We start from the raw sequence: 24,929 nt of genomic DNA on the forward strand, positions 1-24,929 counted from the left end.
AGTACTGCATTTCCACATGCTTAGTCACTTTTGTTTTCCATCAAAGTCCAACTGGAGCAATGTCGCCCCAGCCATCAACCATCGCACCCGGCGTTACGATAGAACGCACCTTCACCAAGTGAGCGCGGAAACGATCGTACCGCCCTGTACGGTGCTGAAGTTGCCCCGCGATCAGCCCCGGATGCACATTCAGAGTTTTGGCAAAGCCTAAGAGATCTCGTTCCGCGAAGAAGGGCGCTTTGCGTGCGATGAATGAGTCCATTTTCTTTCTCGGGACGCAGAAATCCGAAGCAGCAGCATTCGCTATTTTTTCTTCTTCACTGACGGTTTCTCCAGTGCCGGCTCTTTCGCCTTCCAACTCGGCATCAAGGATGATTGCGTCCTTCCCATGTCCTTGGAGAACGTGTTCGAGCTCGTGACGTAAAACGAACCAAAAATTGTCCAACCGATCGTGACGAAGAGTCATTCCAATAACAGGGGAGTGATCGTTTAGCCACATGCAAACGCCGTCGATCTTCGCCGATGTAAGCGACTCAACAAGGACAAATCGAATTCCACATTCAGCGAGGATCTTGGGGACCTTTCGCGCTTCCTCGACGGCGGCAAGCAGCGCTGCAAGCTTTGAGACTGCCAGCTTGCCCATCTGAGGGCTATATTTCGGGACAAGCATTTCGCTTGCGATTTCGCGAACACGATACAGCCACGCTATTTGAACGGGCGTCGGATCCCCGTGCACGAGTGTTTTCTTTGCGGCATGCGGAAGTACTTCGATTTCGTCGGGGGTCTCCGCTTTGAAGAACTTCGCCAATGCATTTTCTACAGATTGGACATCGCGCGCATCGTCGGCGTCTAGCCAACCACGTTTGATCATTTCGATGACAGGCAAGCCCCCGAACAGATGTGCACGAGTGGCCCGGCCAGGATCGGGCCTAGCTGAAATCCGGGCTTTGGCAAGGTCAAAAGACTTTTGGAGATCAAGAAAATTTTCGGCCGGAACCTCGAAGATTTCTTCCAGCGACACCGCCATTGCAGCGTCCACCGGTCGTTTGTCAGAGGCAAGCCTGTTGATGCTGCTGTCGTCGACGCCCAAAATCACCGCGAGTACGCGTTTTGACCATCCGCGTGCCTCTAGGAGGGCATCGATGTATTGGCCTGGCGTTCGAAAGTCGGTTGGATCGATTTGCATGGTTTTCACGATACGCCAGTTTGCGCAAAAACGCAAACTGGCTCTTTGGGCACACGGATAAGATTCGTAAAACCAGAAACCAAACCATTTTGCACCGCTCACGCCGTTCTTAACCGATGTGTGACGCTAACGCTAATTGCCTGAAGGGAGCCAAATGAAAATCCGACTCGATGCATGGCTTAAACGCGAGTTCGACCCACCACCACACATCGCTACAGCTCGAACCTGGGTGAAGCAGGGGAAAATCTGGCCGCCGCCGGTGAAAGTCGGGAGAGCTCAAGGTGACGATCAGCGCATCAGTGACGATTGCTTGGATTTTCTTGAGCTCTTCTGTATCCGATTTTCTTGCGTTGGCCCCGCGGTCCATGTGGTCCTTCGCTAAGAGCGCGATAAGCGAACCAACCCCGGCGGTTCCTACGTTGAGCAACGCTTTAAAAAACTCGTTCACTTGAACCTCTTCAATGGTTTCTTTGTTTGGGAAGCGGTACAGCGCAGATCAGGATGTCCTTTCAGGCGCCGTCTCGACTCGCGAGCACGTCATTTTCCCCGACATCTCATTGCGTGCCTCGAAATTGCGCGCACTCTTTCACTGCAGCTGCCCGCCGATCGTCGATGTACTGCGCGAGGTCTGCGAGGTGGACTCCTTTGGCTCCCTTCTGCGATTTTTCCATTCGGATCAGCGGAAGCGCAATTTCACGGGCTGATATTTTTCGAAGCAGAACGGCGGTCGTGAGCGGTGCGAAATAGTCGTGACACACGATATCGATCGGGATCACTGCCCGCGCGTCGTACTGAGCCATCAGCAGGAAGACAGTTTTCATAGGGTATCTTTCTGGGAAATCCATTCGTCGGGAACATCATGAGAACCGCCATCACACTGCAACGGCAGGCGCTTTATATCGAGGTTTGGAAGACGCCGATATATAAAGTAGCTGAGCGCTATGGAATTACCGGCGCCGAGATTCGGAAAATCTGTAAAGAGCTTGCGATCCCCATGCCGCTGCGTAGTCACTGGCCGCGGATCCAGGCGGGCCACGCGATTGAGCCAGATCCTTTGCCTGATAATCCCGGTGAGCAATCCTATACGACGTATGCCAAGGTTGATTCGGGTACGAAAGGCGGAGACCCCGCCAAGGCTGCAGTCCTCAATAAGATCGACGCGGAAGAGAGCGACCCAGCGAACAGGGTGGTGATCTTGTCGGATGGCCCATATCAAAACCTGCACGTCAAAAAGCTCGCTGCTCGCCTGAAGTTCATCGATAAGGATATTGCAGAAAGCAAATTGCCACCCAAGCGCGGTGAGCGGTTTCGGCTCGGGTCCATCTTCAATGGCAAGCCCGGCGGACTCATTCATCCTGGAGAAGGTTATCTTCAGATCCTAGTCACGCCGGCGATGCGCGATCGTGCGCTCAGATTGGCAGATGGTTTTATAGCGGCATTGTCATCGAGAGGTTTCCAAATCAAATATGAGGATGAACGTAGCATTGTTCATCTTCAAGACATTGCCGTCGCATTCAGGCTGACCGAGATAACGAAGAAGTCAGGCCCGAAATACGATGATTGGATCGCTCTCGGACAGTTAAGGGTCACGTTTCGTTCGCTTAGTTACCGCAGCACGCTGCCAAGCGATATCAAACTTTTAGATGATCCGGGGAAGCCGATCGAACTGCAGATGAATGCATTCATTGGTAGGCTGCGCCGTGCGGTGGTCGGCTATGAACAACGTGCTCTAGAGGCTCGCCAGGAAGCTGCGGCAAGCGCGGAGCGCCACAGGCTGGCAGTCGAGGACGCGGACAGATTACGGCGAGAACGATACCGAATGCAGGTGCTGGCCGCTGAAGCAGATAGGTGGCTGGTGACGGACAACTACATGCGATATTTGAACCACGTCGAGACGATCGCGCGCGGCAGAGGGGAGTCGATTGAAGTCGGCAGTCCAATAGGCAATTGGTTAGCCTGGGCACGTGAAGCGTGCCGCCGAGCGGATCCCACGAGTGAGCGGCTGAAATCTTTGTTAAGTGAGCCGTCAAAGGGTTTTCCCGAGGCTTGAAAATTCCGCTTGACGTTGGCTCGCTGGATAACTAACCTTTGTTCATCGCTGAGACAGCAGCGGTCGGGTTTAGCAGCCTGAGAAATGTAGGCGGACAACCGCCGAATGGCGGTATTTTTTCGTCCGTAGTATCATCTCGTGCCCATTTCAATGGGCGGGTCATGATAGGGAGGCGCTCGCGCCTGCCGGTGCCTACGTTCCGGTCTGCTAACCCTGTCATGTGCCTGCCCACCTCATTTAGCAGTGGGGCGTGCGGGCTTTCTACCCAACGTAGGAGGCTGCTATGCCTGGTTCAATCTCGTCGTCCCAATCCTCAAAGCCTGACTATACGGCCTCATCGTTCCGTGGTGCTCTCATGTGCGACCATTGCGCCGATGGTGATGCCGAATTTTCGATGGTCAACAGCTTTCACATCGCCGAAATAGGCAGAGCGTCCTACGCGATCAAAACCATCGCGCGCCTCGTGCACAACAGTCTCTCCGAGCCCAGCATGTCAAGCGCCGAACCGCTCGGAGAATCGGCGCATCTTGGCCTTCTCTGCGCCGCAGAGATCATCGGGAATTATCTGGGCGATATAGGCGACGCGATGCTAAGTTGCGCACGTCGGCACGCTGAATTTGCAAATACAGATGGCGAGGGTAACCATGGCTAAGCAAGCAATGCAAATAGAGACGCCTCTCATCAAGCGGCCCCTCGAAGAGATCCTCGCCGCCGCGCGAGCCGCCGGCCGCCAGGCATTCACACAAAGGGAAACACTCGACTCGGCGTGGCAAGATGCTGCTTTTGTATGGATCGACAAGACGCTGCCAGATAACCAAGGGATGCCCGATGAGTACGTCAACAGCTTGCTTCAAAAGGCCAAGTCGGCGTTTGAGCAAGGTGTCGAAGAGTATTTGGACGGCGTGTCGCAGGTTGTCCAAGCACCTACGCCGCGCCTGCCGGGCGTCGGCTATTGGTTTTCCGAGGACGACAGTTTCGCGTTTGGTCTGATGGTCGATCTGTTGAAGTTCCAAGTTGAACGCTTTGACCCAGATGCGTTATTCGATCGCTTTTATGCACGGCTCGTTAGCGAGTACGACAGGCGGGCTCCGCATGTTGAAGCTGCGCGTGCATATGGGATTGCTGTCCGTTCCGTCGGTCAAGAAGATGAGCCGTTGTCGATGTCAATGCTAATCGAAGAGACTCTTTTTCTGCAGATCGTGCCAATAGCGATCGACCGGGCGACGCTCGTCGAGCGATTGCCGCCGATGCTGCGCGAGTTCGTTGGGTTACTCGCAGACGATGCGGCGGTGGGCAGTGACCCGTTCCCCAACGCCATCTAAGCATTTGGCATAATCAGTTGCAACCGCGCCTAGCCTGACGGGGCGAAAGCAGGGCTCCCTTACCCTGTTGGCGCGGTTCTTCATAAGGGCAGCGGAAGGGCGCTATGACAGTTCCAAATAAGAACGAGTTTGACCAATGCATTGCTCGGCTGAAGGGGGCAGCTGCAGAGCATATGTTTGATGAGTTCAAGCCAAAGGTATTTTTGTCGACGGATGAATCGGCAGCGCTTGATTTGCTGCAGCGCGCCGATGAGTTTGTGAAGCAACAATATCGTTTGTTGGACGAGGATCCGGTCATGAAATGGCTAGGTTCCCAAGACGCATTTGACCGGGCATACGCCCGAGCTTTCTCTATACGAAGAAGGAAAGCGAACGAAAATGCCACTGCCATTCAAGGCGATTTTCGTACCCGTATGCTCCATCGATTGCGGGAAGCTGCAGCAATGGAAGACGCCGCGAAACAAACGGCCCGTGAAGAAGATTTGATGGGCTATCAGTTCCCAGGAATATATGAGCACACGCGGTTTGGCTTACGGGTAAGACAGGCAATTGGTGGTCCCGCTAAGTTTTACATCGAATTCGTCTGCGGCATATCTGCGGCTTTAGCGGAGTATTACTTTGATCCAAATGCAGCGAAAGAAATAGCAACACGGAAGAAGCGAGTTGATGCGGTTATCGCAGAATCGTTGTCCGCGCTACGGACGCTCAAGCTGACGTTGGGAGATGAATTTCTTGGTGAAGCAATCAGCGCACTGAATTACAAAGGGCGACCTAGAACCGACTTCCAGTTGCATCAAATCGACAGGCAGATCGAACTTTTCTCCAATCTTGCAAGAGCGCCCGCTGAACTGGCGTATCCAATCGCAAGAATCGACGGCACGTCGCGTGAGCGCCTGCTGGTATTTCGTCTTTACAATTTAAACCGGGTGCAGTTTCGCGCTAACAAAAGTGAGGCGATCGCGCTGCTTCTTCAGCTAGAAGGCATTGAAGCACCAATGGACGGCAGGACCGTCGAGCGTTTGTGCGCCAAATTTCGCGAAGATTCCCGACAGTTGTTTAATCAAACTAGGGCGTTAAGTGTCACGTCACAAATCAGCGGAAAATAACAGATTAAGTGTCGTGACACTTAGAAACAAAAACTAGTCTGTTTTCCACCGGTGACACAGAAGATATGTATCTCTAACCTTCAAGCCATGCAAACAACTTTGCCTCAGGAGGCATGCATGGCAACCGCTACGGAACAACCGCAACCCACCACTCTCCCGCTCGTCGGACAGTCGCGCTGGAATCAAATCAAACCCTTCCTGCCGGTCAGCCGCGCGACCTGGACACGTCTCTGCAACGCGGGCAAAGCTCCGCAGCCGGTGCGCCTGACGCATCGTTGCACCGTCTACTCGAACGTCGAAATTCACAAATGGATCGCTGATCCCGCCGGCTATACCCCAGTCTGAGGCGCGCGATGAAGCTCGCTTCAGGTAGCGCGATTCGTTCGCGCCGCGCTGCTTACCGGCAACGCCATATCGGGTCGATCGGCCTCGCGCAGTGGTCGACGCGCACAGCTCAATTGGTCCCGCCGATCGCACGTCAATCGTTGGACGACGTTGCCCGCGAGCTGCGTATTCATGCCCTGGGCGATCTGATGTGCGCTGCAAAGACGCGTGCGTTTCGCGTTCGCTGCTGGCAGCTTATGCGCGCCGAGATTATGGCCCGGGCTGATTCGCAGATCAAACGAATGGAACGTGAGCAGGGGCTGATGTGAGTTCAAGTCTTCCCTCTCCCCTCACGTCTGTCGATTGCAATCTGCGCGACTTTCCGTTCATGCCGCTGCACGTCCAACGATTGCTCAATTCCGATCTGGCGGCCGACGAGACTCCCGAGACGTGTTGGGCCGCGCTGCTGCTGTGGTCCGTGTCGTGGCATGAGGTGCCGTGCGCCTCGGTTCCTGACGATGACGAATGGATTGCAAAACGTGCCCGCTATTGGCATCGGGGCAAGCTAGACGCAGAGTGGGTAAGCGTGCGCGAAGGCGCATTGCGCGGTTGGATCAGGTGCAGTGATGGTCGCCTTTACCACCCGGTGGTCGCTGAGAACGCTCTGGAAGCATGGATCGAAAAGCTTCTGAACAGCCATGCGGGTGCGGTCGGTAACTCAAAAAGATGGGGCGTTGATGCGGACACTGACGGTATAAAAGCGCGCGTCGTAGAGGCGGCCTCGCTGCTGCGCGCGATCGCGCCCCAGTCTAAAACCCTTCGCAAGAAAGGCGTCGTAGTGATCGTCTCCGAATCGCCCCCCGATCAAATTCCGTCGCCCCCCGATATTCCTTTTGTCGCCCCCCGATCGGTTGAGGCATCGGGGGCGACCGAAATTGAATCGCCCCCCGATGATTTGGAGTCGCCCCCCGATCGCCCCCCGATCGCCCCCGATGGTTTTAATGCATCCCCCCGATCACTTTTAGATCGCAATAGACAGGGACAGGGACAGGGACAGGGACAAGTAAACCTAAAACCTTTAAATCTCTTGTCGGGAAATCCCGACGATGCCGACACCGAAGAAGACCACGGCCAAACAGAAATCGCGCTCGATGCATCCGATCCGGTGCGCGAGGTCATCGAATATCTCAACGCTCGTGCCGGCGCTCACTTCCGCTTCGTCGAATCGAATGCGCGATTGATCCGTGGGCGTTTGAAGGAAGGATGCTCAGTGGCGGACATGAAAGCCGTCATCGACGCGCAGAACCGCAACTGGCCTCCTGGCGACAAGATGCGCCAGTACTTCCGGCCGTCGACGCTCTTCAACGCGACGCGGTTCGAGCAATACCTCGGCGTGCTCAAAACAGGCGCTGCCGGTGCGCGATCGACCGGGCCCGACGCCGATAGCTGGTGGCGCCGCGCCGGTTTCGAGTTCGAGTACGAGGCGATCAATGCCGGCTGCAGCGAAAAGTACGCGCATCTCTGGCGCGACGGCGCGCGGATCGTGACGGGAGAGGCAGCGTGAACGCAAAAGAACTTTCGATTTTCATGGCAGATCACGCATCGACCATCGTTGAGCACCTTCTGCCGCAAGGCAAGAAAGCCGGAAAGGAATGGAAGGTCGGCGGGGTAAATGGCGAGGCCGGAGGCAGCATGTCGGTGTGCTTGTCGGGCGTCAAACGCGGGGTATGGAAGGATTTTGCAACGGGCGACTCCGGCGACTTGCTGAGCTTGTGGGCGCAATGTCGGGCCATGTCGATCGCGGAAGCGATGCGCGCCGCAAAGCAGTTTCTTGGGATTCGCGACGACGTGCCGTTGCGCCCCGAACCGAAGACGTACAAGCGGCCGAAGCGGGTTGAGAAAAAGCAATGCGGCGAATTCGTGTCCGAGTGGCTTTCGGGTCGCGGCTTGACCGATGCGACCATCGCCGCGTTCCAGGTGGCCGAGTACGTGTCGCGCGACGACAAAACATTCGCGCAGTTACCGTTCATCCGCGACGGCGAAACGATCAACTCGAAATACCGCAACCTTTCCGAAAAGCGAGACATGCGCCAAGAGCCGGGCGCCGAGCCGTGTTTGTTCGGCTGGCATTTGATCAAGCCGACCGCGCGAATCGTGGCGATTGCTGAAGGCGAAATCGACGCCATGACTTTGCATCAGATGGGGATACCGGCGTTGTCTGGCAATGCGGGCGCTGGCAACCACCAGTGGATCGACAACGATTTCGAGCGGTTGGAGCGGTTCAGCGAAATCCTGCTCTGCTACGACAACGATGAGGCAGGCGTCAAAGGTGCACGTGAGGTCGCAAATCGTCTCGGGCTTGAACGCTGTCGCGTCGTTATCTTCGATGGCGTCAAGGACGCGAACGAATACCTGCTCAATGGCGCCACGACAGAAGATTTTCAGCGATGCATTGCCGCGGGCCGGGCATTCGATCCTGAAGAGCTGCGATCGATGGCCGATTTCTGGGGCGAACTCAAAGAGCTTTTCCATCCGACAGCAGACACGCCCGAGAACCCGGTCCTCTCGTTCGGTGGACGCAAGGAATTCTGGTTCGAGTTTCGTACTGGCGAGGTCACGGTCTGGACCGGTTACAACGGCCACGGAAAGTCCCTGATGCTCAGTCAAGTGATGATTGGCCTGATGGATCAGGGAGAACGCGCCTGCGTGTTCTCGGGCGAAATGACACCGAAGCGCCAGTGCGAGCGCATGGCAAAGCAGCTCGGAGGCAACGAGCGACCGGCTCCCGCTTACCTCGACCATATGCAGCGATGGGTACGAGATCGCATTTGGCTGTTCAACCTGTCCGACAAGGCGTCGATCGATCGCTTGATCGAAGTTTTCTCCTACGGGTTCAAGCGCTACGGCATCCGTCACTTCGTCATCGACAGTCTGATGATGACCGATGTCCAGATGGACGGACCTGGGTCGATGAGCTCGCAAAAGGACGCCATGCGCAAACTCGCGAACTTCGCGCGATCGCATGACGTGCATTTGCATCTGGTGGCACACCCGCGCAAGGGTCAAAACGAAGACCGAATTCCCGGCAAGCAGGACGTCTCCGGCGCCGGCGTGCTGACCGACGCCGCCGACAACGTGTTCGCTGTGTGGTCGGCCCAGAAGGAACAGGAAGACCCGGAAGACACCGAGCCGGATGCGTTCCTGCAGTTGCAGAAACAGCGCAATGGTGAAGAACAACACCGTTCATTAGCGCTTTTCATCAATCGTAAAGCCCAGCAGTTCACGACAAACCGTCGTCGTCTGCCGCACATCTACGTGCCGTTCAACCAAAACGCCCCGGAGTTAATAGCATGAACGTCCAATCGAATCATCCTTCCGCCCAACTGATCCCGGTCGCCGCGCTTCGTGACGGCGTTGAAAAACTGTTCGCCTACCGCTTCGAGCAGGCATCGGTCCGGACACCTCTGGCCGACCGACAAGCCTTGATCAATCGCAACTACGCGACGTTTCAGGCTCAGGTCGATGCCGGTCTTGGCGACTGGAACCGGGTACATCCATACGACATTGCGGATTGGGGCGCAGTACTCACGGAAGTTGAGTTCGGCGCATGGCAAGACATTCGCAGCGCCGGCCGCATGCCGCTCTGGCCGCGTGTTCCGGTCGAGGACATGGTGATCAGCTTCGGCAATCCTGTGGCAAAGGTCGCGCTTCTGTGCAGCGCGGAGTCGGAGACGATTGACCCGAAGACCGTAGATCAAGCGCGTGGCCTGTCGGAACTGGGATGGTTCGTGGTCACCGTGACGGCAACGCAGTGCTTGTGCGTCATAGAGGCGCCAGAGGACTTGCTTGCACGCCTCGGCGCGATACCGGATGGCTATGCCGAACGCTACCGCACGGAGACGCTTCGAGGGGCGATGGTGGCGTTACGGGCGCGCTTTGGGAGCGAACTGTGAAATCCTATTTCCGATCCATCGGGGCGTCTTTGGCTCTGGTCTCTCGCGCGTACGCGCGCGCATTTGCTGAGAAGAAATCGTGTGCAGCGGCAGTGAGACGTGTTGCCGCCGCTGCACGTGCTACGCGCCGGTCATTGGCTCCAAAGCTGTTTGATTTGATCTTTTACCGGTTCCGACAGCCCGAACATCAACGCGTTATTGGCCTTCGTATCTGCGATTACGAGGCGGTCTTGCGCCTGCATGGAACCCCAGATGGCATTGCCAACGGCGTTCAGATCAAGGTTCGAACTGAGGTAGTACATCGAAAGCTCCATGTGCACCGCCGTTCCAAGCGAATGGATTGCTGTGAACACCGGCTTGTAATCGCGGTTCGGACCGCGAAGGTCATACGAGATTAGAAAGTTGTTTGCCACAGGGTCTCCTCGTGGTGGAAAGGGTTGTTGTTGATGGCCTGGTAGCCGACGACGATTCTGCCACGACTCGGATGCCCCACCATTAACCAGTAGTGCCCAAGGAGGTTCACCATGAAGACGCTGTTCTATAACCCCACGACGAAGGTCATCTTCGGTAGCGAGGAACCGCAGGATGCTGCAATCCAGGCGATTACACCGGATCAGGTGCCTGACCTGATTGCTAACGGTGCGACGGTCGACCCGAGCGCGGACAACCTGGGGAAGTCCGACTTGTCGGATAGAGCTACGAACGACGCTGCATCGCAAGGCGCAGGCACCGAGGGCACTGCTCAAGGCGCGCAGGTAGGTGAAGCGGGAAACGTAGGCACGCAGACGACTGCGGCTGGTCAACAGGCGGTTGGCAACTCCTTGGTCGATGCTTCCGCGATCGATGCGAATGCGTCTGGGGGCCAAGGTGATGGCGCGATCGATACCGGCGGCTACCCGCGCCATCCCGCCGTGTCGCACCTCGCAGCGCTCCGGAACAAGATCGAATCCGGTGAGGCCATCATCATGGCCGACCTGCTGCGAATGATTCACGCCATCGAGGAGAGCCTGTAACGTGAATGCACCCCCACGCCTCATAGTTGACTGGGCTCGCATCGTTGAGGAGACGAGGCGCGGGGGCTATTCCGTCGCAGAGATTTCGCAGTACACCACCATCCCGAAGTCGTCGCTGCTGAGCTACCAGTTCAATGGCACTGAGCCCACGCACTCAACCGGCGTGGTGCTGCTGCGCTTCTGGGGCACCACGACCAAGCAAGATGCGAACGACCCGCCGTTGATCCGCCGCCCACTGTCCGCCGCGTCCTTTCGCTGATATCAAGATTCCGACCGTCGCGCAGTTTGATACTCGCCTCCATTCTCAAGGAGGCTGAATCGATGGCTCGCGAACACAAAGTCCTGACACCCGGCGCACCGCCCGTTATCCCGAATCCCGAATCCGTTCCGCTCGCTGGTATTGGCGATGACGACGTGGAGATCGATATCTCCGGTCATCCCGTGCCGATGAATGACATCGTGCGCAGCGCGTACGAGACGTCCGGTATCTCGCTGCTTGAATGGAACGAACTCGACGGCCACGAACGCGACGAGTTGATTGCCTCGAAGCGCAAGGAAATGGCCGTGCAGTTCCGTGACATGGGCGACTTGCCTGCGCGTGAGGAAGTGCAACGGCGTGCTCAAGCTGCTGCGGATGCTCGCCGTGCTGCCAATCGTGTCGGAAAAGCGGTCACGCCTGAGTCTAAGCTTGCCCGTCTGCCGCATTCGAGCGACGTTGATCCGGCCTCGATCTCGGCACCGATGCAGTGCTCGGACGGCATTCTCGTGCCGACCACGCCGCGCGCCATGCCTGCCAACTTTCGTTGAGGTCTTGATCATGGGCGATTTCAGCTTCAGCAAGATCCTCGACCCGGGCGGCTTGTGGACGAAAGACTCCGCGCCCGCGGCTGCAACCACGACCACAGTTGCTTCCGATCCGGCCGCAGCAGCAGACGCACAGGCAGCGCAACAGGCAAACCAGGACGCAGCAGCGGACAAGAAGCGGCGTGCTGCATCGAGCCTGCTGTCCAGCGGTGCGGCTGGCACCGCAGGACCGGCCACGACGTCATCGGTCCTCGCGACCGGCAAAACGACATTGGGCGCATAAAACATGGAACTCGGCGAACGCCTGTTCAAACGGCTCGAAAGCCTACGCGGAGAACGCACACCGCACGAAACCACATGGGCGGATTGCTTCATGTGGACCGATCCGGTGCGTGCGTCAGGCTTGAGCGGCCCGATGATGAGCGCCTCCGAGATATCCAACGCGGTTGCGAAGATATTCGACTCGAGCGCGATCGACGCCAAGCGCATCCTGGCTGCGTCGATCATGTCGGGCATGACGCCGGCCAACTCGCTGTGGTTCAAGATGCAGGTCAACGGCGAGGATGACGACTCACGTCGCTGGCTGGACGAATCGAGCGAGACGCTTTGGGAGAACATCCACAGTGTGAACTTCGATTCGGAGGCAGCGGATTGCGTTGACGATCTGATGGGCGCCGGCTGGTTTGCGCTGTACGTCGATGAGGACCGCGACAAGGGCGGCTTGTATTTCGAACACTGGCCGCTCGCGCAGTGCTTCATTGCTTCGTCGAAGGCAGCGGGCCAGATCGACACCGTGTATCGCCCGTACCAGCTCACGGCATCTCAGGCGGTCAATGAGTTCAGCCAGCGCGGCGACAATCTGCCCGCGATCATCACGCAAGCCGCCGAGATCACTCCGGACAAGAAGTTCGATTTCGTGCATTGCATCGAGCCGCGCGAGGTTCACGTGGTCGGCGCACTGCGTGCGAAGAACATGCCGATCGCCTCATACATGCTGTCGTGCGAAGGCAAGCAGGTTGTACGCGAGTCGGGCTATCACGAAATGCCGGTGATCGTGGCGCGTTGGAAGAAGATCCCCGCGAGCTTCTACGCGGTCGGCCCGGTGCTTGACGCTCTGCCTGATATCCGCACCATCAACGATATCGTTCGCATGGAGTACGCCAACCTCGATCTGGCTATCTCCGGGATGTGGATCGCGGAAGACGATGGTGTGCTGAACCCGCGCACGGTCAAGGTCGGCCCGCGCAAGATCATCGTGGCGAACTCCGTCGAGTCGATGAAGCCGTTGCAGCCTTCCGCGAATTTCCAACTTGGCGATCAACGCATCGTGGCGCTTGAGGCGAAGATCCGCAAGACGCTGATGGCTGACCAGTTGCAGCCACAGGATGGGCCAGCAATGACGGCCACCGAAGTGCACGTGCGCGTCGACCTGATTCGCCAACTGCTGGGTCCGATCTATGGGCGCCTTCAGGCCGAATACCTCAAACCACTCATCGATCGCTGCTTCGGCCTCGCTTTCCGTGCTGGCGCATTCAATCCACCACCGCCTACTCTCGGTGGAAAAGCGTTCTCGATCCAGTATCAAAGCCCATTGGCGCGTGCTCAGAAGCTTGAGGAAGTCACCGCCATCGAGCGCTACATGGGCGACATGACAGCCATGGCTCAGATCGATCCTTCGGTACTGGACAACGTGGACACGGACGAAGCGAGTCGCGCCACAGGTCAGGGCTTGGGTGTTCCGGATCGCATCATCCGCACGCCGCAACAATTGCTCGACTTCCGCCAGCGTAAGCAACAGGCGCAGTCAGCGCAGCAGCAACAACAGATGGGCCAAGAGGTATCGGGTGACGTGCAGAAGTCGCTCGGCTCGGCTGTGGCTAATCGCATGGTCGGGGGCGCTGCGGCATGAGGGCGAACATTCCTGGCGCTGTTGCGCCCAAGGCAAGCGCGGCTGACTACGACGCACTGTTCGCTAGTCCCTCCGGTCAACTCGTGCTTGAAGACCTGGTGTCGCGCTTCTGCGGAAAGGTCTACGTTCAGGGCGGACTTGAAGCGCAGCGCGAGACGGACTTTCGTTCGGGCAAGCGCGAAGTGGTCGAACACATTCTCAGGCAAATCAACCGCGCCAATGGCGCACCAACCACGGATGAGGAATAGCCATGGCAGGCGGCGGAGCAACACTAGGTCCGGATGGATGGATCACGAATCCAATTACACCGGATTTCAATGGCGGTGGCATAGCCGGTCTGAAATCTGTCGGCGTACTGGCGCAGTCTTACGCGCCGATCAGGATGAGCGGCACGACAGTGGAAACCGTGCTGGCAACCGTCATTGTTCCGGGTGGTGCAATGGGGCCCAATGGCTCGGTGCGCGTCACGTCGCTTTGGAGTTTCAATAACACGGCGAATGCAAAATCGTTGTTCATCCGCCTGGCTGGAAATCAGTTAAGAACTGCGCCGGGAACGAACTTCGCGTCGCGCTCAGATGTTTTTTCGGTGCAGAACAGGGGCACGCTTGCCTCGCAGGTATCTCCCAGCTCTGCCTCGGGTCCGTATGGGACAAGTTCTGGCCTCGTAACAACACTATCCCTGGACACATCGATAGATCAACCAATCACTTTTGCTGGCTTGCTCACTGTCGCAAGCGAATGGATGACGCTCGAAGGCTACACCGTTGAGCTGCTCAACCCATGACCACTATTCCCGCTGACGTTATCGCCGTAGTGTGCGATGGGACTACATACACCATTTATCAACCGGGCGATACGTTGCCCCCACCCTTGGAGTAATCATGGCCGGAAGCTCAACACTCACGGGTAGCGGCTGGCAAGCCAACCCAACGCCCGACACGCGCTTTGCGATCAACGTCTCGGTGGCTGCTGTACCGGGTCAGCCTGCCGCTGGTCTTGGCAAGGCCAACGATCTTGTCATCGATACGGCCAACCGCGTGATCTATGAGAACGTCGCCGGTACGTGGTCGGCTGGCACTTCCTACTAAACGCTCATAGCAGCGAGGAGAAAACAACATGTTCAAGGTTCGATATGCCCTCATGGATGAGGCAGGCGGTGCAGCCGGTGCGACAGGTGGAGTGGCCAGTGGTGGTGCGACCACCGCAGCAGCAGGTGCAGGAACTGCATCAACTGCTGGCGACGGTAGCGGCGCGGCATCCACAGCGAGTGGTGCAGGTAACGCAGGAACAGGAACAGCTACTGGCGCTAGCGCGCTTGCCGCCGGTTCCACGGCAGCGACTGGCACGACGCCCGACTTCATCCCCGAGAAGTACCGCGTCACGAAAGACGACGGCTCGCTTGACGTCGATGCTTCGGCTCGAAAGCTTGCCGACGGTTACGGCGAACTGTCGAAGCGCTTCGGCTCAGGCGATGCTGCGCCGAAGACTGCGGCTGAATATGCCGTCGTCGTTCCCGATGCGTTGAAGGAAGCGGTAGGCGACATCAGCGCTGATCCGATGTTCACGCAGTTCCGCGACGACATGCACGGGCTTGGCCTGTCGCAGAAGCAATTCGACGGCGTGATGTCGCGCTACTTCGAACTGGCTCCGAAGCTTGCAGGCGGTGCTGCGCAGTTGAGCACCGATACGGCAGTCGCTGCGTTGCGCGAGACGTGGAAAGACGAAGGCGAGTTCAAGAAGCAGATCGGGCTTTCGTACCAGGCCGCCGACACAATCGCCAAAGCGGCCGGCATGACTTACGAGGACATCGACAAGGCTGGCCTCGGCAACAATCCGACGTTCATCAAACTCATGGCCGCGATCGGGCCTGAGTTCAGCGAAGGCAAGCCCGTCGAAGGCGCCGGCGGCTCGACGTTCACGAGTGATCAAGCGATCAAGGAATTGATGATGTCGGACGCCAACACCAACACCAAGCATCCGCAGCACGCAGCCACGCGCGCGAAGATCGATGCGTATTACGCACGCAAACACGGCAATACGCCGGTCGCTTAAGTCTCCTCGCTGCGCCCCTTTGCCTCGACTTCGGTCGGGGTTTTTTTTCGTCCTCGTTTTGAACAAGATTCCGACCACGCGCGAAACCGATGATCCCTGTCATTCGGCCCGTAGTGGCGTGCGGACACCCGATCAAGCCCGAGACCTCTCATCGCGCCGATGTGAGGGCGTAACACAGGCCCGTTCAACGGACACCCTGATTGGCGACAAGACCACATCGCAAACTTTCGGGAGTTGAACCATGAATGACCTGATCACAGCCGCATTCGTCCAGCAGTTCGCGGACGGATTCATGATGGTGGCGCAACAGAAAGACTCGCGCCTCCAATCGACCATCACCGATATCGGTGGCGTCACCGGTACGAGCTTCACCGCCAACAATATGGGCGTCACCGCAGCCGTTCAAGTACTGAACCGCCTGGGTGACACCGAATGGCAAGACAACCCCAACGATACGCGCGTCGTGATGATGAGCGATTGGGATTGGGCCACGCCGATCGACAAGTACGACGTGCCCAAGCTGAAGGCCAATCCGCAAGGCCCGTACACGCAGAACGGTGTTGCCGCGCTGAACCGCGCGAAGGATGCTGTGATCTATAACGCACTGCTCGGCAACTCACTGGCGCGTGCTTCGGAAGCCACGCCGTACACCACGATCGCACTGCCGAACACGCAGAAGATCGTTGATGGTGGCGTCGGCATGACGAAGGCCAAGTTGATCACCACGAAGAAGCAGTTCCGCAAGAACGAGGCCGACGAGCAGAACGGCGAAGACCTCTACATGCTGTACGACTCGGAAATGCTGGAAGACATCTTGAGCGATACCACGCTCACCAGCGCCGACTTCATGGCCGTGCAGATGCTGCAGGATGGCAAGTTGTCGGGCAAGTGGCTCGGTTTCAACTGGATCCCGTACGAAGCGTTGAAGACCGTCGGCACGGTCAAGACCACGGTGGCATACACCAAGACTTCGACGCAATTCGGCACGGGCTTGAATCGTGAGATCGACATCGGCCCCCGCCGCGACAAGCGCAACGCGATTCAGATCTACATCGGTGAATCGTACGGCGCCGGCCGCGTGCAGGAAAACAAGGTCGTAACCGTCGACTACCAGTTCTAAGGAGCATTGAAATGGCTGAAGTTCTTTCCCTCCAAATGACGAAGGTGGCCGCAAACCCCGAAGTCAAGCTGCAACCGAGCGAACGCAATGGGCGCTCGCGGATCATGTTCGGTCAGGTGGCGTCGATCGCTGCTGCTATTGCCGACACGATCTATTTCGGTCGCATTCCCGCCGGCGCGCGCATCACGGGCGCGTGGCTGAACAACGCAGCGGGCACGGCATCCAGCACGCTCGCGCTGTCGCTGCGCAAATCTTCCGACAAGACGGTGATCTCCGGGACTATCACGGCTGCTGCTGCGATCAGTTCGGCGCAGAAGGTTGATGGTCTGACGGGCACGCTGACGAACGCAGGCCAGTCGTACATCAAGCCGTATGAAGTTGACGTGGTTGGCACGATTGCTGGCGCCGCAACACCGGCCTCGCCGGGTCAGTTGATCTCGGTGATCGTGGATTACGTCATCGACTGACCAGCGCAAACCCGGCTGAGTCTTTCTGTGGTTATGCCGGGAGCGCTTGCTCCCGGCATTTTTGTTTGAGGTTCCGATGACTAGCAGCGTGTCTATCTGTTCGAATGCATTAATCCGACTCGGCGACAAGCCGATTTCGTCGTTTGAGGACGGCACTGATGCGGCGAACGCATGCGCCAACCTCTATCCTTCGATTCGGAATGCGATGCTCCGGGCTCACCCATGGGACTGCGCCCGCAAGCGCGTGGTGCTCGCGCCGCTATCTGGGACGCCGGCGTTCGACTATGCCTACCAGTACCAAATGCCTGCTGACTGGTTGCGCACACTGCAGATCGGCGATCGTCGCTACGCGCTGGATTACGTCATCGAAGGCAAGCAAATCCTCACCGACGCCAAGAGTTTGCCGCTCGTCTACATCTGGCGCAATGAAACAGAATCCACATGGGATGACACGTTCATCGAAGTGGTTACGGCCAAGATGACATCTGTTCTGGCTTACCCGATCACGCAATCGGCGTCCATGGAACAAGTCAAGGAGACTGAGTTTCAGCAGCTTTTCAAACAGGCGAAAGCAGTCAACGGTCAGGAGAACCAGCCAGAAACGCTCGGTGATTTCCCGTTGCTCGCCAACCGGCTTAGCGGTTATCGCAACGTGCCGGGGCGCTGATGCCAAAGCTCACCATCATCCAGACGAATTTCAACGCGGGCGAGCTCTCGCCGGATCTGGCCGGCCACATCGACATCGAGCGGTACACGAACGGCGCGAAGACGATGCTCAACGTTGTGCCGCAACTGGCCGGCGGGGGCAAGCGTCGTGCTGGCTCGCGCATCATCGCGCAGGCGAAGTATCCCGATCGCACGACGCGCCTCATCCCGTTCGTGTTTAACAAGGCCCAGGCTTATCAGTTGGAAGTGGGCGATCTGTATGCGCGCTTCTATACCGCTGCCGGTCAGATCGTTGACGGCGCATCTCCGCTTGAGATCGCTACGCCCTATGCGCAAACGGAAGTGTTCAACGTTGAGTACACGCAGGGTTCTGACACGATGTTCCTCGCGAACGAATCGTTTCCCATCAAGCGGTTGGTACGTTTGTCATCGGCCGCATGGTCGATTGGCGATGCGCCCTTTGATCCGGGCCCGATTGATGAAATTGGATTCCGGCCTGGCGCGACGCTCACGCTGTCGAGCACGGCCATGGGCGCGGCTACAGCAACATCATCGGCTGACGTGTTTATCGCAAGCGACGTCGGGCGCAATATCGTTGTCGGCTCCGGGCTGGCATCCATCGATAACGTGGTCAGTCCTACGCAAGCATCGATTACGATCACCTCGGCGTTCGCGTCGAACACGGCCGGGGGCAACGCATGGAAGCTCGACCAGTCGCCACAGGCAGCAATCACTCCGTCGAATAGCACACCGATCGACGGCGCCATATCACTGACTGCAGACGGTCCCGCCGAGTCGATAGCGTCGGTTTCCCTCACCGGCACCACGATGACAATCGTGACGAATGATCCGCACGGCCTGGTGGTCGGCAATCTATTCGTTCTCTCGGGCTTCGAGTCGGCTGGTCTTGACGGGCTTTATGCCGCCGTTACAGTTCCCGATGCGAACACTGTCACGTTCGTTTTCAACGGCTCACTGCTGACCGGCGGCACATTCGGATCGCTCTACCGGTACGGCATCGGCAGCGTGTGGCGTAGCTTTGACGTGGGAAGCTACGTGTCAATCAATGGTGGTCTGGTCCTGATCACAGCCGTTTCCAGCCCGATCAAGGCGTTTGGAAAGATTGTCACTTCATTGAGCGCAACCGTCACTGCGCCGGCCTCGGCGTGGTCGCTAAAGTCTGCTGTGTGGAACCCTGTGGACGGCTATCCACGTGCCGTGAGTCTCTTTCAGCAACGTCTCTACGCGGCTGGTTCGAGCAACTTCCCAGAGACGATATGGGGCAGCGGCACGGGTCTGTACTTCGACTTCACACCAGGCACCGATGACGGCGATTCGTTTTCGTACACAGCCGCATCTGATCAGGTCAACCAGGTTGAACATCTGTCGTCGTCAAAGATTCTGGTCGTACTCACGCAAGGCGAAGAGTTTTCCGTAAGTGGCGGATCCAGTTCTTCCGTCACGCCGACGAACATCGACATTACGAGTCAGTCTATTTTCGGATGCGCTCAAGCGCGGCCGGTGCGCGTCGCGAACGAGCTGATCTACGCCCAACGCGCCGGCAAGAAGATCCGCTGCATGGCATACGACTTCAACACGGACTCGTTTCGTTCCCAGAACCTGACGCGTTTGGCTGCCCACATCACAGGACCAGGCGTCATCGACATGGCGTTTCAGGCCGAGCCGAACCCTGTCGTATGGATGGTGCGCAGTGATGGCGTGCTGGCGAGCTTGACGTACGACAAGGATGACAACGTCTGCGGCTTTGCTCGGCACACGACTGATGGTCTGTTCAAGTCGGTATGCGTCATCCCAGGACCGGACGCCGATATCGTGCAGGTCGTGGTTCAGCGCACCGTCAATGGCGCAACCGTTCAATACATCGAGCAGTTTGACGACACGGTGATGACGGATGCAGCGATCCTTGGCACCAATCCGGCTGGCGCCACGGTATGGACAGGATTCGATTTGCTCGAAGGCAAGCCTTGCGATGTGAAGGCCGATGGCGTGTTCATGGGTCCGTTCACCGTGACTGGCGGCCAGATCACTATCCCACGCGCGGCCACTTCGATTGAAGTCGGCTTGCACTACGACAGCGAAATCGAGACGCTGCCGCCGAATGTCAGCGGCGGACTCACCACGTCCCAAGGTAACCAGGTCAAGAGCGGCGATGCAATTGTGCGCATGCTCGGATCCATCAATCTGCTTGTCGACGATCAGCGCGTGGCGTTTCAGGAGTTCGGCACCGGAGTGTTGGACAAGGCACCCACGCCATTTACCGGCGACAAAGAAATCTCCCGATTCGGGTGGGACAAGTTTTCGTCAGTGACACTCAAACAGGACCAGCCATATGCCTGGCACGTCCTCGCCTTCATCCGCCATTTCACCGTCAATAACGGGTAACCCATGATCCGAGTCGCAGGGCATGAAGACATGCCGATCCTTGTCGAGTTCGCGCGTCAACTGGTGGCTGAGTCGCGCTTTGCCGACTTCGGTTTCATCGAGGCGAAGGTTGCGCACCGCTTCGGCCTTCTTATCGATGGCGCGGGCGCGATCTTCATTGCCGAGCGCGATGGCTTGCAGATTGGCGCAATGGCCTGTGGCATCGCCGCTGATTGGTTCTCCGAAGTCCCGATGACCTACGAGTTCGGCGTGTACGTCTTGCCGCAGCATCGTGGAACGCTGGCGGGCCCCGCACTCATCCGCTCTTATATCCGATGGGCAAAGACATTCGCTGAGCGCGTGAATATCAATGTCGGCGTGACAACCGGCATCGACGATGCGCGAGTCGTTGCGCTTTACGAACGTCTCGGGCTGAAAGTAATCGGCACCGCTCTTTCCAATCTGGGGTGATACATGGCATGGCTCGCATTAGTGGCGCAGGCAGGCGGCGCAGTTCTCAACGCGCAGGGACAAAAGCAGGCGGCGACCGCGCAGGCAACACAGGACACTGCGGAAGCCAATCAGGATTACACAACTGCCAATCTCACGCAGGATGCAGGTTATCAGTCTGCGAAGCGCATTCGCACGCAAGGGCAAAGCACGATGGGGCAAGCCAATGCGTCGCTTGCTGCCTCGGGTGTGGATGTCTCGCAAGGCACTGCGCAGGATGTACGCATGAAGATCGACCAGAACGCCCAGCAAGACGCGCTCAATACGATCCTGAACGCCGATAGCAAGGCCACGAACCTGCGCACGCAAGCTGGGTTCGAGCAGCAAGGCGCAACCGATGCAATCAAGGCCGGGAAGCTCGGTGTGGCGAAGACCGCATTGAGCGCATTCGGGGGTGCCGCGACCACATCGAATAACTGGAAGACGTCGGCCACTTCGTCCGGCTCGTAATAAGGAAAAGACATGGCACGTATTCCACTCGGTAACCAGGGCGACGTTGTTTCAGCACCGCCGCAGCAGGTCCAGACGTCAGCAGCAGAGTTCGGCGGTCAGTCGGCGCAGGCGCTTGAGCAACTCGGTTCGACTGCGACCGGCGTCGGCGATAAGTTGCAGGCCCAGCAGAATCAATTGAACGATGACTTGCAGCGCACGAGCGCGGCGGTTGCCTATCAGCAGCACTCGACGAATGTCCAGCTTGCGCAGAAGGATGCAGCGGCAAAGCTCGATACCGGCGAACTCGATCAGGTCGGGTACGTCGCCGCGGTCAACGACGCGAAGCAGCAATCGTTCGATTCGACCATCGGCGCGCTGCCCGATAACCACTACAAGAAAGTGGCGACGATCCAGAGCGCGGGAGTGAACCGTAATCTCGATCTGACCACGCAAGCCGTCCTCACGAAGAACACGCAGCAGCAGATCGCCACGAACGCGGACACGTTGCTCGACACCGCCGGCAAGAACATCGCGCTCAATCCTGCTGCGATCGATTCGACGGTCGACAGCACGAAGAGCGCATATCTCTCCGCCGCGATGGCGGCCGGTCTGCCGCAAGCAGCCGCTTCGAAGAAAGCGCAGGATTGGTCCGATCAGCAGTACGCGCAGCACGCGGTTACGGCCACGATTCAGGCGCGCTCGGCCGGCGACGTCGACGCGCTCACGCAACTGCAAACCGACCTGACGGACCCGAAGGGCTTCTACGCGAACAAGATGGATGCGAATCAACGCAATCAGGTGCTGTCAACGGTCGTGTCTCAGAAACTGCAATTGGAGAACCAGCAGAACGCGCAGCAGCAGGCGCGCGAGACGCAGGCTGTGACGTCTTACAACAAGGCTCAGGACTTGATGACGCAGGGCAAGCAGTTCAGCCCCGCCTATCAGCAGCAGCTTGTCTCGGACACGGCCGGCACTGCCATTGGTCCGGATGCACAGAACCTGATTACCGCGGCAGCAAAGAATGCTGGGTTCGCTAGCCTCCCGGTTGCGCAGCAGCGCGCGGCGATCCAGAAGGATCAGGGCGATGCCAACACGCCGGGCATCGGCACTGACCCACTGACGGCCGCAGCAGTGAAGCAGCGCCAGAGCATCTACGACGCGAGCGTGCAGGCGTACAAACAGGACCCGTGGAACGCGGCGCTCGATCGCGGCGTGATCACTTCCATTCCGCAACTCGATACCTCATCCATCCCGAACCTGCTTGGCTCGCTTCAGGCGCGCGCGGGTGCGGTGGGCGTCGTCGAGAATCAGGCCGGACGCCGCGTGTCGCTGCTCACGCCCGACGAAGCGAACCAAACCTTGCAAATGGTCAACTCGCTATCCGGTGATGCTCAGGCTCAGGTGCTGCAAGGGATCGGCGCTGCATATGGTTCGGCGCCACGCATCAATGACCTTGCCGAGCAGTGGAAGGAAAAGAGCCCGCCGGTCGCGCTCGCGCTGAAAGCTGGATCCGGCGGTGGTGATGGCGGTCCGCTGCTCACAGACAAGGGCGCGCCAATCAGCACGTTCATTCTGGCTGGCGCGCAGGCCCTGAAAGACAAGACCGTGAAGGTAGACGAAGCCGCAGGCACGGGCATCAAGGCAACGATCGCCACGCAGATCAACGGCACGTTGCCGCCGAACCAAGCCGAAGACGCGAAGGATTCCGCCTATTACATCGCGCTCGGCAATGCGGTGAAGAACGGTCGCGAGCAGCCGAGCAGCAGCGACATTCAATCCGGGATCGACACGGCAACCGGCGGCATCTCCAACACTGGCGGCACAAAGCTTTCTGGCAAACCGCAGACCGTCGCGCGCCCGTATGGATGGACTGACGATCAGTTTCAGGCGAGCGTCAAAACCGCGTCGCCGGCCAACATCGAGAATCAGGTTGGCGGCAAGCCCATCGATACGGTGTACGCCAACGGAAAAGCTATCCCTGCCGATCAGTTCATGCAGAAGTTCCCGAGCTATCAACTGATGCGCGTGGGCGTGCGCGGCACGTATGCGGTCGTGACGGGCTCCAAGTTCGTTGCCGACTCCACTGGCGCGCCGGTCACTGTGCACCTGATGCGCGGGCAGCAATCGGCCAGCGCGCAGCCTTCGCCGCAGGTTGCGACCGGCACCATCGACAATCCTTTCTGAGTTGACCCATGCCATTGGATCCGTTGTATGAAGACTCGACCAGCACGTTCCTCGCTGGACAGAATCAGGCCAATGTCCCGGAGCCTGCCGAGCCCACGCCGAACACGTCCATTACCTCGATCGCGAAGGCAGTCGGTCGCGGCATCGGTCAGGGCGGCGCATCGCTCTTTGGCGCTGCCGCTGATGCCGCGTCCGGACTCTCGCAGGTCTACGTTGATCCCGACTCTGCCGCCGGCGCCGCGCTGAACCCTGTCGAGCAAGCCGCGCAGGATAAGCAAATCAATGACGCGCTCGCCAAGGGCAAAGCCGGAACGCTTTTCCAAAGCAGCGCCGGTACAGCGGCGTACAACTTCGCGGACACGCTCAAGCCTGACCCGACGAATTCCACGAAGATAGATCAGATCGTGCAAGGCGCTGTTTCCGGCCTGACCCAGATCGTTCCTGCTGCCGTGCTCGGCGGTCCGCTTGCTGGTGCCGCGGTGGGTGGCGCATCGATCGGCCTCGGCGGGGCGGAATACCTTAAACGCCAAGGTGTCGACGTCGGCACTCGTACAGCAGTCGGCACGCTTGAGGGCGTCGCTGGTGGGCTCGGTGCAGTGCTGCCTGCCGGTGGATCAACCCTCGCGCGAACAGCCGGTCTGGTGGCGCTTGGTGGCCCCGGATTCACCATCGCACAGAGCGCGGCTGAGAAAGCCATTCTGCGCAATTCGAATTACGACAAGCTCGCCGACCAGATCAACCCGCTGGACCCGGTGAACATCGCAGCATCGACGCTCATTGTGGGCGCGTTCGGCGCGGCGCATGCGGTGGGCGTAGCGCGCGCGGCGGGCAAGCCAGATGCCACAGTGACGCCGCCTGCTGATACCGGCACGCCGATTACTGCGATGTCAGTCGATGCCCACAAGGCGCTGAAGTACAACGCGCCCGCGCTCGATCAGTACGCAACGCAGGCCGCACAAGCCGCTGGTGTGCCGCCCGAGATGCTGCTGTTCATCAAGAACAGCGGGGAGAAGTCGAATAGCAATCAGGTCAGCCCTGCTGGCGCGAAGGGTGTCATGCAGTTCACCGACAGCACGTTCAAGCAGTTCGGTAAGGGTGATCCGACTGATCCTGTCAATTCCATTAATGCGGGCGCCGCATATGCAAAGGATCTCCTGCAACGATATGACGGCGATCAGCGCGCGGCGGTCACCGAATACAACGGCGGCGTCAAACAGGCTCAAGCCGTGCACGCCGGCGGCAAGCCCACCGATCCCGAGACGATCGCCTACCTGCAACGCTACGACGAGTATGCGGCGAACCACCAGATCACGAACCTGAAGTTCGATCCGACGCCCGAGCAGACGGACGCCGCGCTCGTGTCGCACTCGCAGAGCATTGTCGATGACGCGCACATTGGCCCGGCGGATGACGTTGCGTCGATGTCCGCTCACCAGGATGCGTTTGAGC

The 24,929-nt window shown here is 58.5% G+C and carries 31 protein-coding genes; 27 read left to right on the forward strand and 4 right to left on the reverse strand.

Annotation, left to right across the window (positions count from 1 at the left end; translation table 11 throughout):
* Window positions 1–40: 40 nt before the first annotated feature.
* Entirely contained in the window at window positions 41–1,288 is a 1,248-nt protein-coding gene (locus tag HB376_RS38765) for a helix-turn-helix domain-containing protein (RefSeq protein WP_346730663.1), read from the reverse strand.
* 52 nt (window positions 1,289–1,340) lie between these two features.
* Here HB376_RS38765 and HB376_RS38770 point away from each other — a divergent pair, with 52 nt between their 5' ends.
* On the forward strand, window positions 1,341–1,568 hold the full coding sequence (locus tag HB376_RS38770; RefSeq protein ID WP_213768978.1) for an excisionase: 228 nt from the start codon (window positions 1,341–1,343) through the stop codon (window positions 1,566–1,568).
* Window positions 1,569–1,740: 172 nt separating this feature from the next.
* Here HB376_RS38770 and HB376_RS38775 read toward each other — a convergent pair whose 3' ends face one another.
* On the reverse strand, window positions 1,741–2,007 hold the full coding sequence (locus HB376_RS38775) for a pyocin activator PrtN family protein (protein WP_213768979.1): 267 nt from the start codon (window positions 2,005–2,007) through the stop codon (window positions 1,741–1,743).
* 38 nt (window positions 2,008–2,045) lie between these two features.
* Here HB376_RS38775 and HB376_RS38780 point away from each other — a divergent pair, with 38 nt between their 5' ends.
* The 7 genes from HB376_RS38780 (at window position 2,046) to HB376_RS38810 (ending at window position 7,552) form a co-directional block, all read left to right on the forward strand.
* Window positions 2,046–3,236: a hypothetical protein gene (locus HB376_RS38780; RefSeq protein ID WP_213768980.1), complete on the forward strand. Its 1,191-nt coding sequence runs from the start codon at window positions 2,046–2,048 to the stop codon at window positions 3,234–3,236.
* 283 nt (window positions 3,237–3,519) lie between these two features.
* Window positions 3,520–3,888, forward strand: coding sequence for a hypothetical protein (locus tag HB376_RS38785; protein WP_213768981.1), 369 nt, complete (start codon window positions 3,520–3,522; stop codon window positions 3,886–3,888).
* Window positions 3,881–4,558 (forward strand): hypothetical protein, encoded by a 678-nt coding sequence (locus HB376_RS38790; RefSeq protein ID WP_213768982.1) that lies wholly within the window; start codon window positions 3,881–3,883, stop codon window positions 4,556–4,558. The genes HB376_RS38785 and HB376_RS38790 overlap by 8 nt, the downstream gene beginning before the upstream one ends.
* A 104-nt stretch (window positions 4,559–4,662) precedes the next feature.
* On the forward strand, window positions 4,663–5,664 hold the full coding sequence (locus HB376_RS38795) for a hypothetical protein (RefSeq protein ID WP_213768983.1): 1,002 nt from the start codon (window positions 4,663–4,665) through the stop codon (window positions 5,662–5,664).
* A 117-nt stretch (window positions 5,665–5,781) separates the two neighbouring features.
* Window positions 5,782–6,009 carry an AlpA family phage regulatory protein gene (locus tag HB376_RS38800; RefSeq protein ID WP_213768984.1) on the forward strand — a complete coding sequence of 76 codons (228 nt, stop codon included), beginning with the start codon at window positions 5,782–5,784 and terminating at the stop codon, window positions 6,007–6,009.
* Between the two features lie 8 nt (window positions 6,010–6,017).
* Entirely contained in the window at window positions 6,018–6,317 is a 300-nt protein-coding gene (locus tag HB376_RS38805) for a hypothetical protein (protein WP_213768985.1), read from the forward strand.
* Window positions 6,314–7,552: a conserved phage C-terminal domain-containing protein gene (locus HB376_RS38810; RefSeq protein WP_213768986.1), complete on the forward strand. Its 1,239-nt coding sequence runs from the start codon at window positions 6,314–6,316 to the stop codon at window positions 7,550–7,552. Before HB376_RS38805 ends, HB376_RS38810 begins: the two co-directional genes overlap by 4 nt.
* A 31-nt stretch (window positions 7,553–7,583) precedes the next feature.
* Here the strand turns inward: HB376_RS38810 and HB376_RS41570 are convergent, their stop codons facing one another.
* Window positions 7,584–7,952 carry a hypothetical protein gene (locus tag HB376_RS41570; RefSeq protein WP_255631837.1) on the reverse strand — a complete coding sequence of 123 codons (369 nt, stop codon included), beginning with the start codon at window positions 7,950–7,952 and terminating at the stop codon, window positions 7,584–7,586.
* On the opposite strand from HB376_RS41570, the gene HB376_RS38815 reads away from it, so the two are divergent.
* Together HB376_RS38815 and HB376_RS38820 are read left to right on the forward strand one after the other, a co-directional pair.
* On the forward strand, window positions 7,936–9,342 hold the full coding sequence (locus tag HB376_RS38815) for a bifunctional DNA primase/helicase (protein WP_255631838.1): 1,407 nt from the start codon (window positions 7,936–7,938) through the stop codon (window positions 9,340–9,342). The two genes, HB376_RS41570 and HB376_RS38815, sit on opposite strands and share 17 nt — an antisense overlap.
* Window positions 9,339–9,941 (forward strand): hypothetical protein, encoded by a 603-nt coding sequence (locus tag HB376_RS38820; protein WP_213768988.1) that lies wholly within the window; start codon window positions 9,339–9,341, stop codon window positions 9,939–9,941. The genes HB376_RS38815 and HB376_RS38820 overlap by 4 nt, the downstream gene beginning before the upstream one ends.
* 131 nt (window positions 9,942–10,072) lie before the next feature.
* Here the strand turns inward: HB376_RS38820 and HB376_RS38825 are convergent, their stop codons facing one another.
* A complete protein-coding gene (locus HB376_RS38825) occupies window positions 10,073–10,354 on the reverse strand; it encodes a hypothetical protein (protein WP_213768989.1) in 282 nt (93 codons plus the stop codon).
* 111 nt (window positions 10,355–10,465) lie between these two features.
* On the opposite strand from HB376_RS38825, the gene HB376_RS38830 reads away from it, so the two are divergent.
* From HB376_RS38830 to HB376_RS38910, 17 genes are all read left to right on the forward strand, one after another.
* A complete protein-coding gene (locus HB376_RS38830) occupies window positions 10,466–10,954 on the forward strand; it encodes a hypothetical protein (RefSeq protein WP_213768990.1) in 489 nt (162 codons plus the stop codon).
* A 1-nt stretch (window position 10,955) separates the two neighbouring features.
* The gene (locus HB376_RS38835; protein ID WP_213768991.1) at window positions 10,956–11,213 is read left to right on the forward strand and encodes a hypothetical protein; all 258 of its coding nucleotides are present in this window, start codon (window positions 10,956–10,958) and stop codon (window positions 11,211–11,213) included.
* A gap of 62 nt (window positions 11,214–11,275) precedes the next feature.
* Window positions 11,276–11,761: a hypothetical protein gene (locus HB376_RS38840; RefSeq protein ID WP_213768992.1), complete on the forward strand. Its 486-nt coding sequence runs from the start codon at window positions 11,276–11,278 to the stop codon at window positions 11,759–11,761.
* Between the two features lie 10 nt (window positions 11,762–11,771).
* Entirely contained in the window at window positions 11,772–12,041 is a 270-nt protein-coding gene (locus tag HB376_RS38845; protein ID WP_213768993.1) for a hypothetical protein, read from the forward strand.
* A 3-nt stretch (window positions 12,042–12,044) separates the two neighbouring features.
* Entirely contained in the window at window positions 12,045–13,667 is a 1,623-nt protein-coding gene (locus HB376_RS38850) for a portal protein (RefSeq protein WP_213768994.1), read from the forward strand.
* Window positions 13,664–13,915 (forward strand): hypothetical protein, encoded by a 252-nt coding sequence (locus HB376_RS38855; RefSeq protein ID WP_213768995.1) that lies wholly within the window; start codon window positions 13,664–13,666, stop codon window positions 13,913–13,915. Before HB376_RS38850 ends, HB376_RS38855 begins: the two co-directional genes overlap by 4 nt.
* A 2-nt stretch (window positions 13,916–13,917) precedes the next feature.
* Window positions 13,918–14,451 (forward strand): hypothetical protein, encoded by a 534-nt coding sequence (locus HB376_RS38860; protein ID WP_213768996.1) that lies wholly within the window; start codon window positions 13,918–13,920, stop codon window positions 14,449–14,451.
* Window positions 14,452–14,548: 97 nt separating this feature from the next.
* Complete coding sequence (locus HB376_RS38865; protein WP_213768997.1) at window positions 14,549–14,755, forward strand: hypothetical protein; 207 nt, start codon at window positions 14,549–14,551, stop codon at window positions 14,753–14,755.
* Between the two features lie 28 nt (window positions 14,756–14,783).
* Entirely contained in the window at window positions 14,784–15,719 is a 936-nt protein-coding gene (locus HB376_RS38870) for a hypothetical protein (protein ID WP_213768998.1), read from the forward strand.
* Between the two features lie 241 nt (window positions 15,720–15,960).
* Window positions 15,961–16,839 carry a phage capsid protein gene (locus tag HB376_RS38875; RefSeq protein ID WP_213768999.1) on the forward strand — a complete coding sequence of 293 codons (879 nt, stop codon included), beginning with the start codon at window positions 15,961–15,963 and terminating at the stop codon, window positions 16,837–16,839.
* Window positions 16,840–16,850: 11 nt separating this feature from the next.
* A complete protein-coding gene (locus HB376_RS38880) occupies window positions 16,851–17,306 on the forward strand; it encodes a hypothetical protein (RefSeq protein WP_213769000.1) in 456 nt (151 codons plus the stop codon).
* 46 nt (window positions 17,307–17,352) lie between these two features.
* A complete protein-coding gene (locus tag HB376_RS38885) occupies window positions 17,353–17,973 on the forward strand; it encodes a hypothetical protein (RefSeq protein ID WP_255631839.1) in 621 nt (206 codons plus the stop codon).
* Complete coding sequence (locus HB376_RS38890; protein WP_255631841.1) at window positions 17,973–20,375, forward strand: hypothetical protein; 2,403 nt, start codon at window positions 17,973–17,975, stop codon at window positions 20,373–20,375. The genes HB376_RS38885 and HB376_RS38890 overlap by 1 nt, the downstream gene beginning before the upstream one ends.
* Before the next feature lie 3 nt (window positions 20,376–20,378).
* Window positions 20,379–20,825, forward strand: coding sequence for a GNAT family N-acetyltransferase (locus tag HB376_RS38895; protein WP_213769001.1), 447 nt, complete (start codon window positions 20,379–20,381; stop codon window positions 20,823–20,825).
* Between the two features lie 3 nt (window positions 20,826–20,828).
* Window positions 20,829–21,314 carry a hypothetical protein gene (locus tag HB376_RS38900; RefSeq protein ID WP_213769002.1) on the forward strand — a complete coding sequence of 162 codons (486 nt, stop codon included), beginning with the start codon at window positions 20,829–20,831 and terminating at the stop codon, window positions 21,312–21,314.
* A gap of 12 nt (window positions 21,315–21,326) precedes the next feature.
* On the forward strand, window positions 21,327–23,480 hold the full coding sequence (locus tag HB376_RS38905) for a hypothetical protein (RefSeq protein WP_213769003.1): 2,154 nt from the start codon (window positions 21,327–21,329) through the stop codon (window positions 23,478–23,480).
* A gap of 8 nt (window positions 23,481–23,488) precedes the next feature.
* Window positions 23,489–24,929 (forward strand): lytic transglycosylase domain-containing protein (locus tag HB376_RS38910; RefSeq protein WP_213769004.1); only part of this gene is annotated, 1,441 nt, incomplete at its 3' end.

Origin of the sequence: Caballeronia sp. dw_19 (assembly GCF_018449515.1) — a bacterium.
In the GTDB taxonomy this organism is placed as follows: Bacteria; Pseudomonadota; Gammaproteobacteria; order Burkholderiales; family Burkholderiaceae; genus Caballeronia.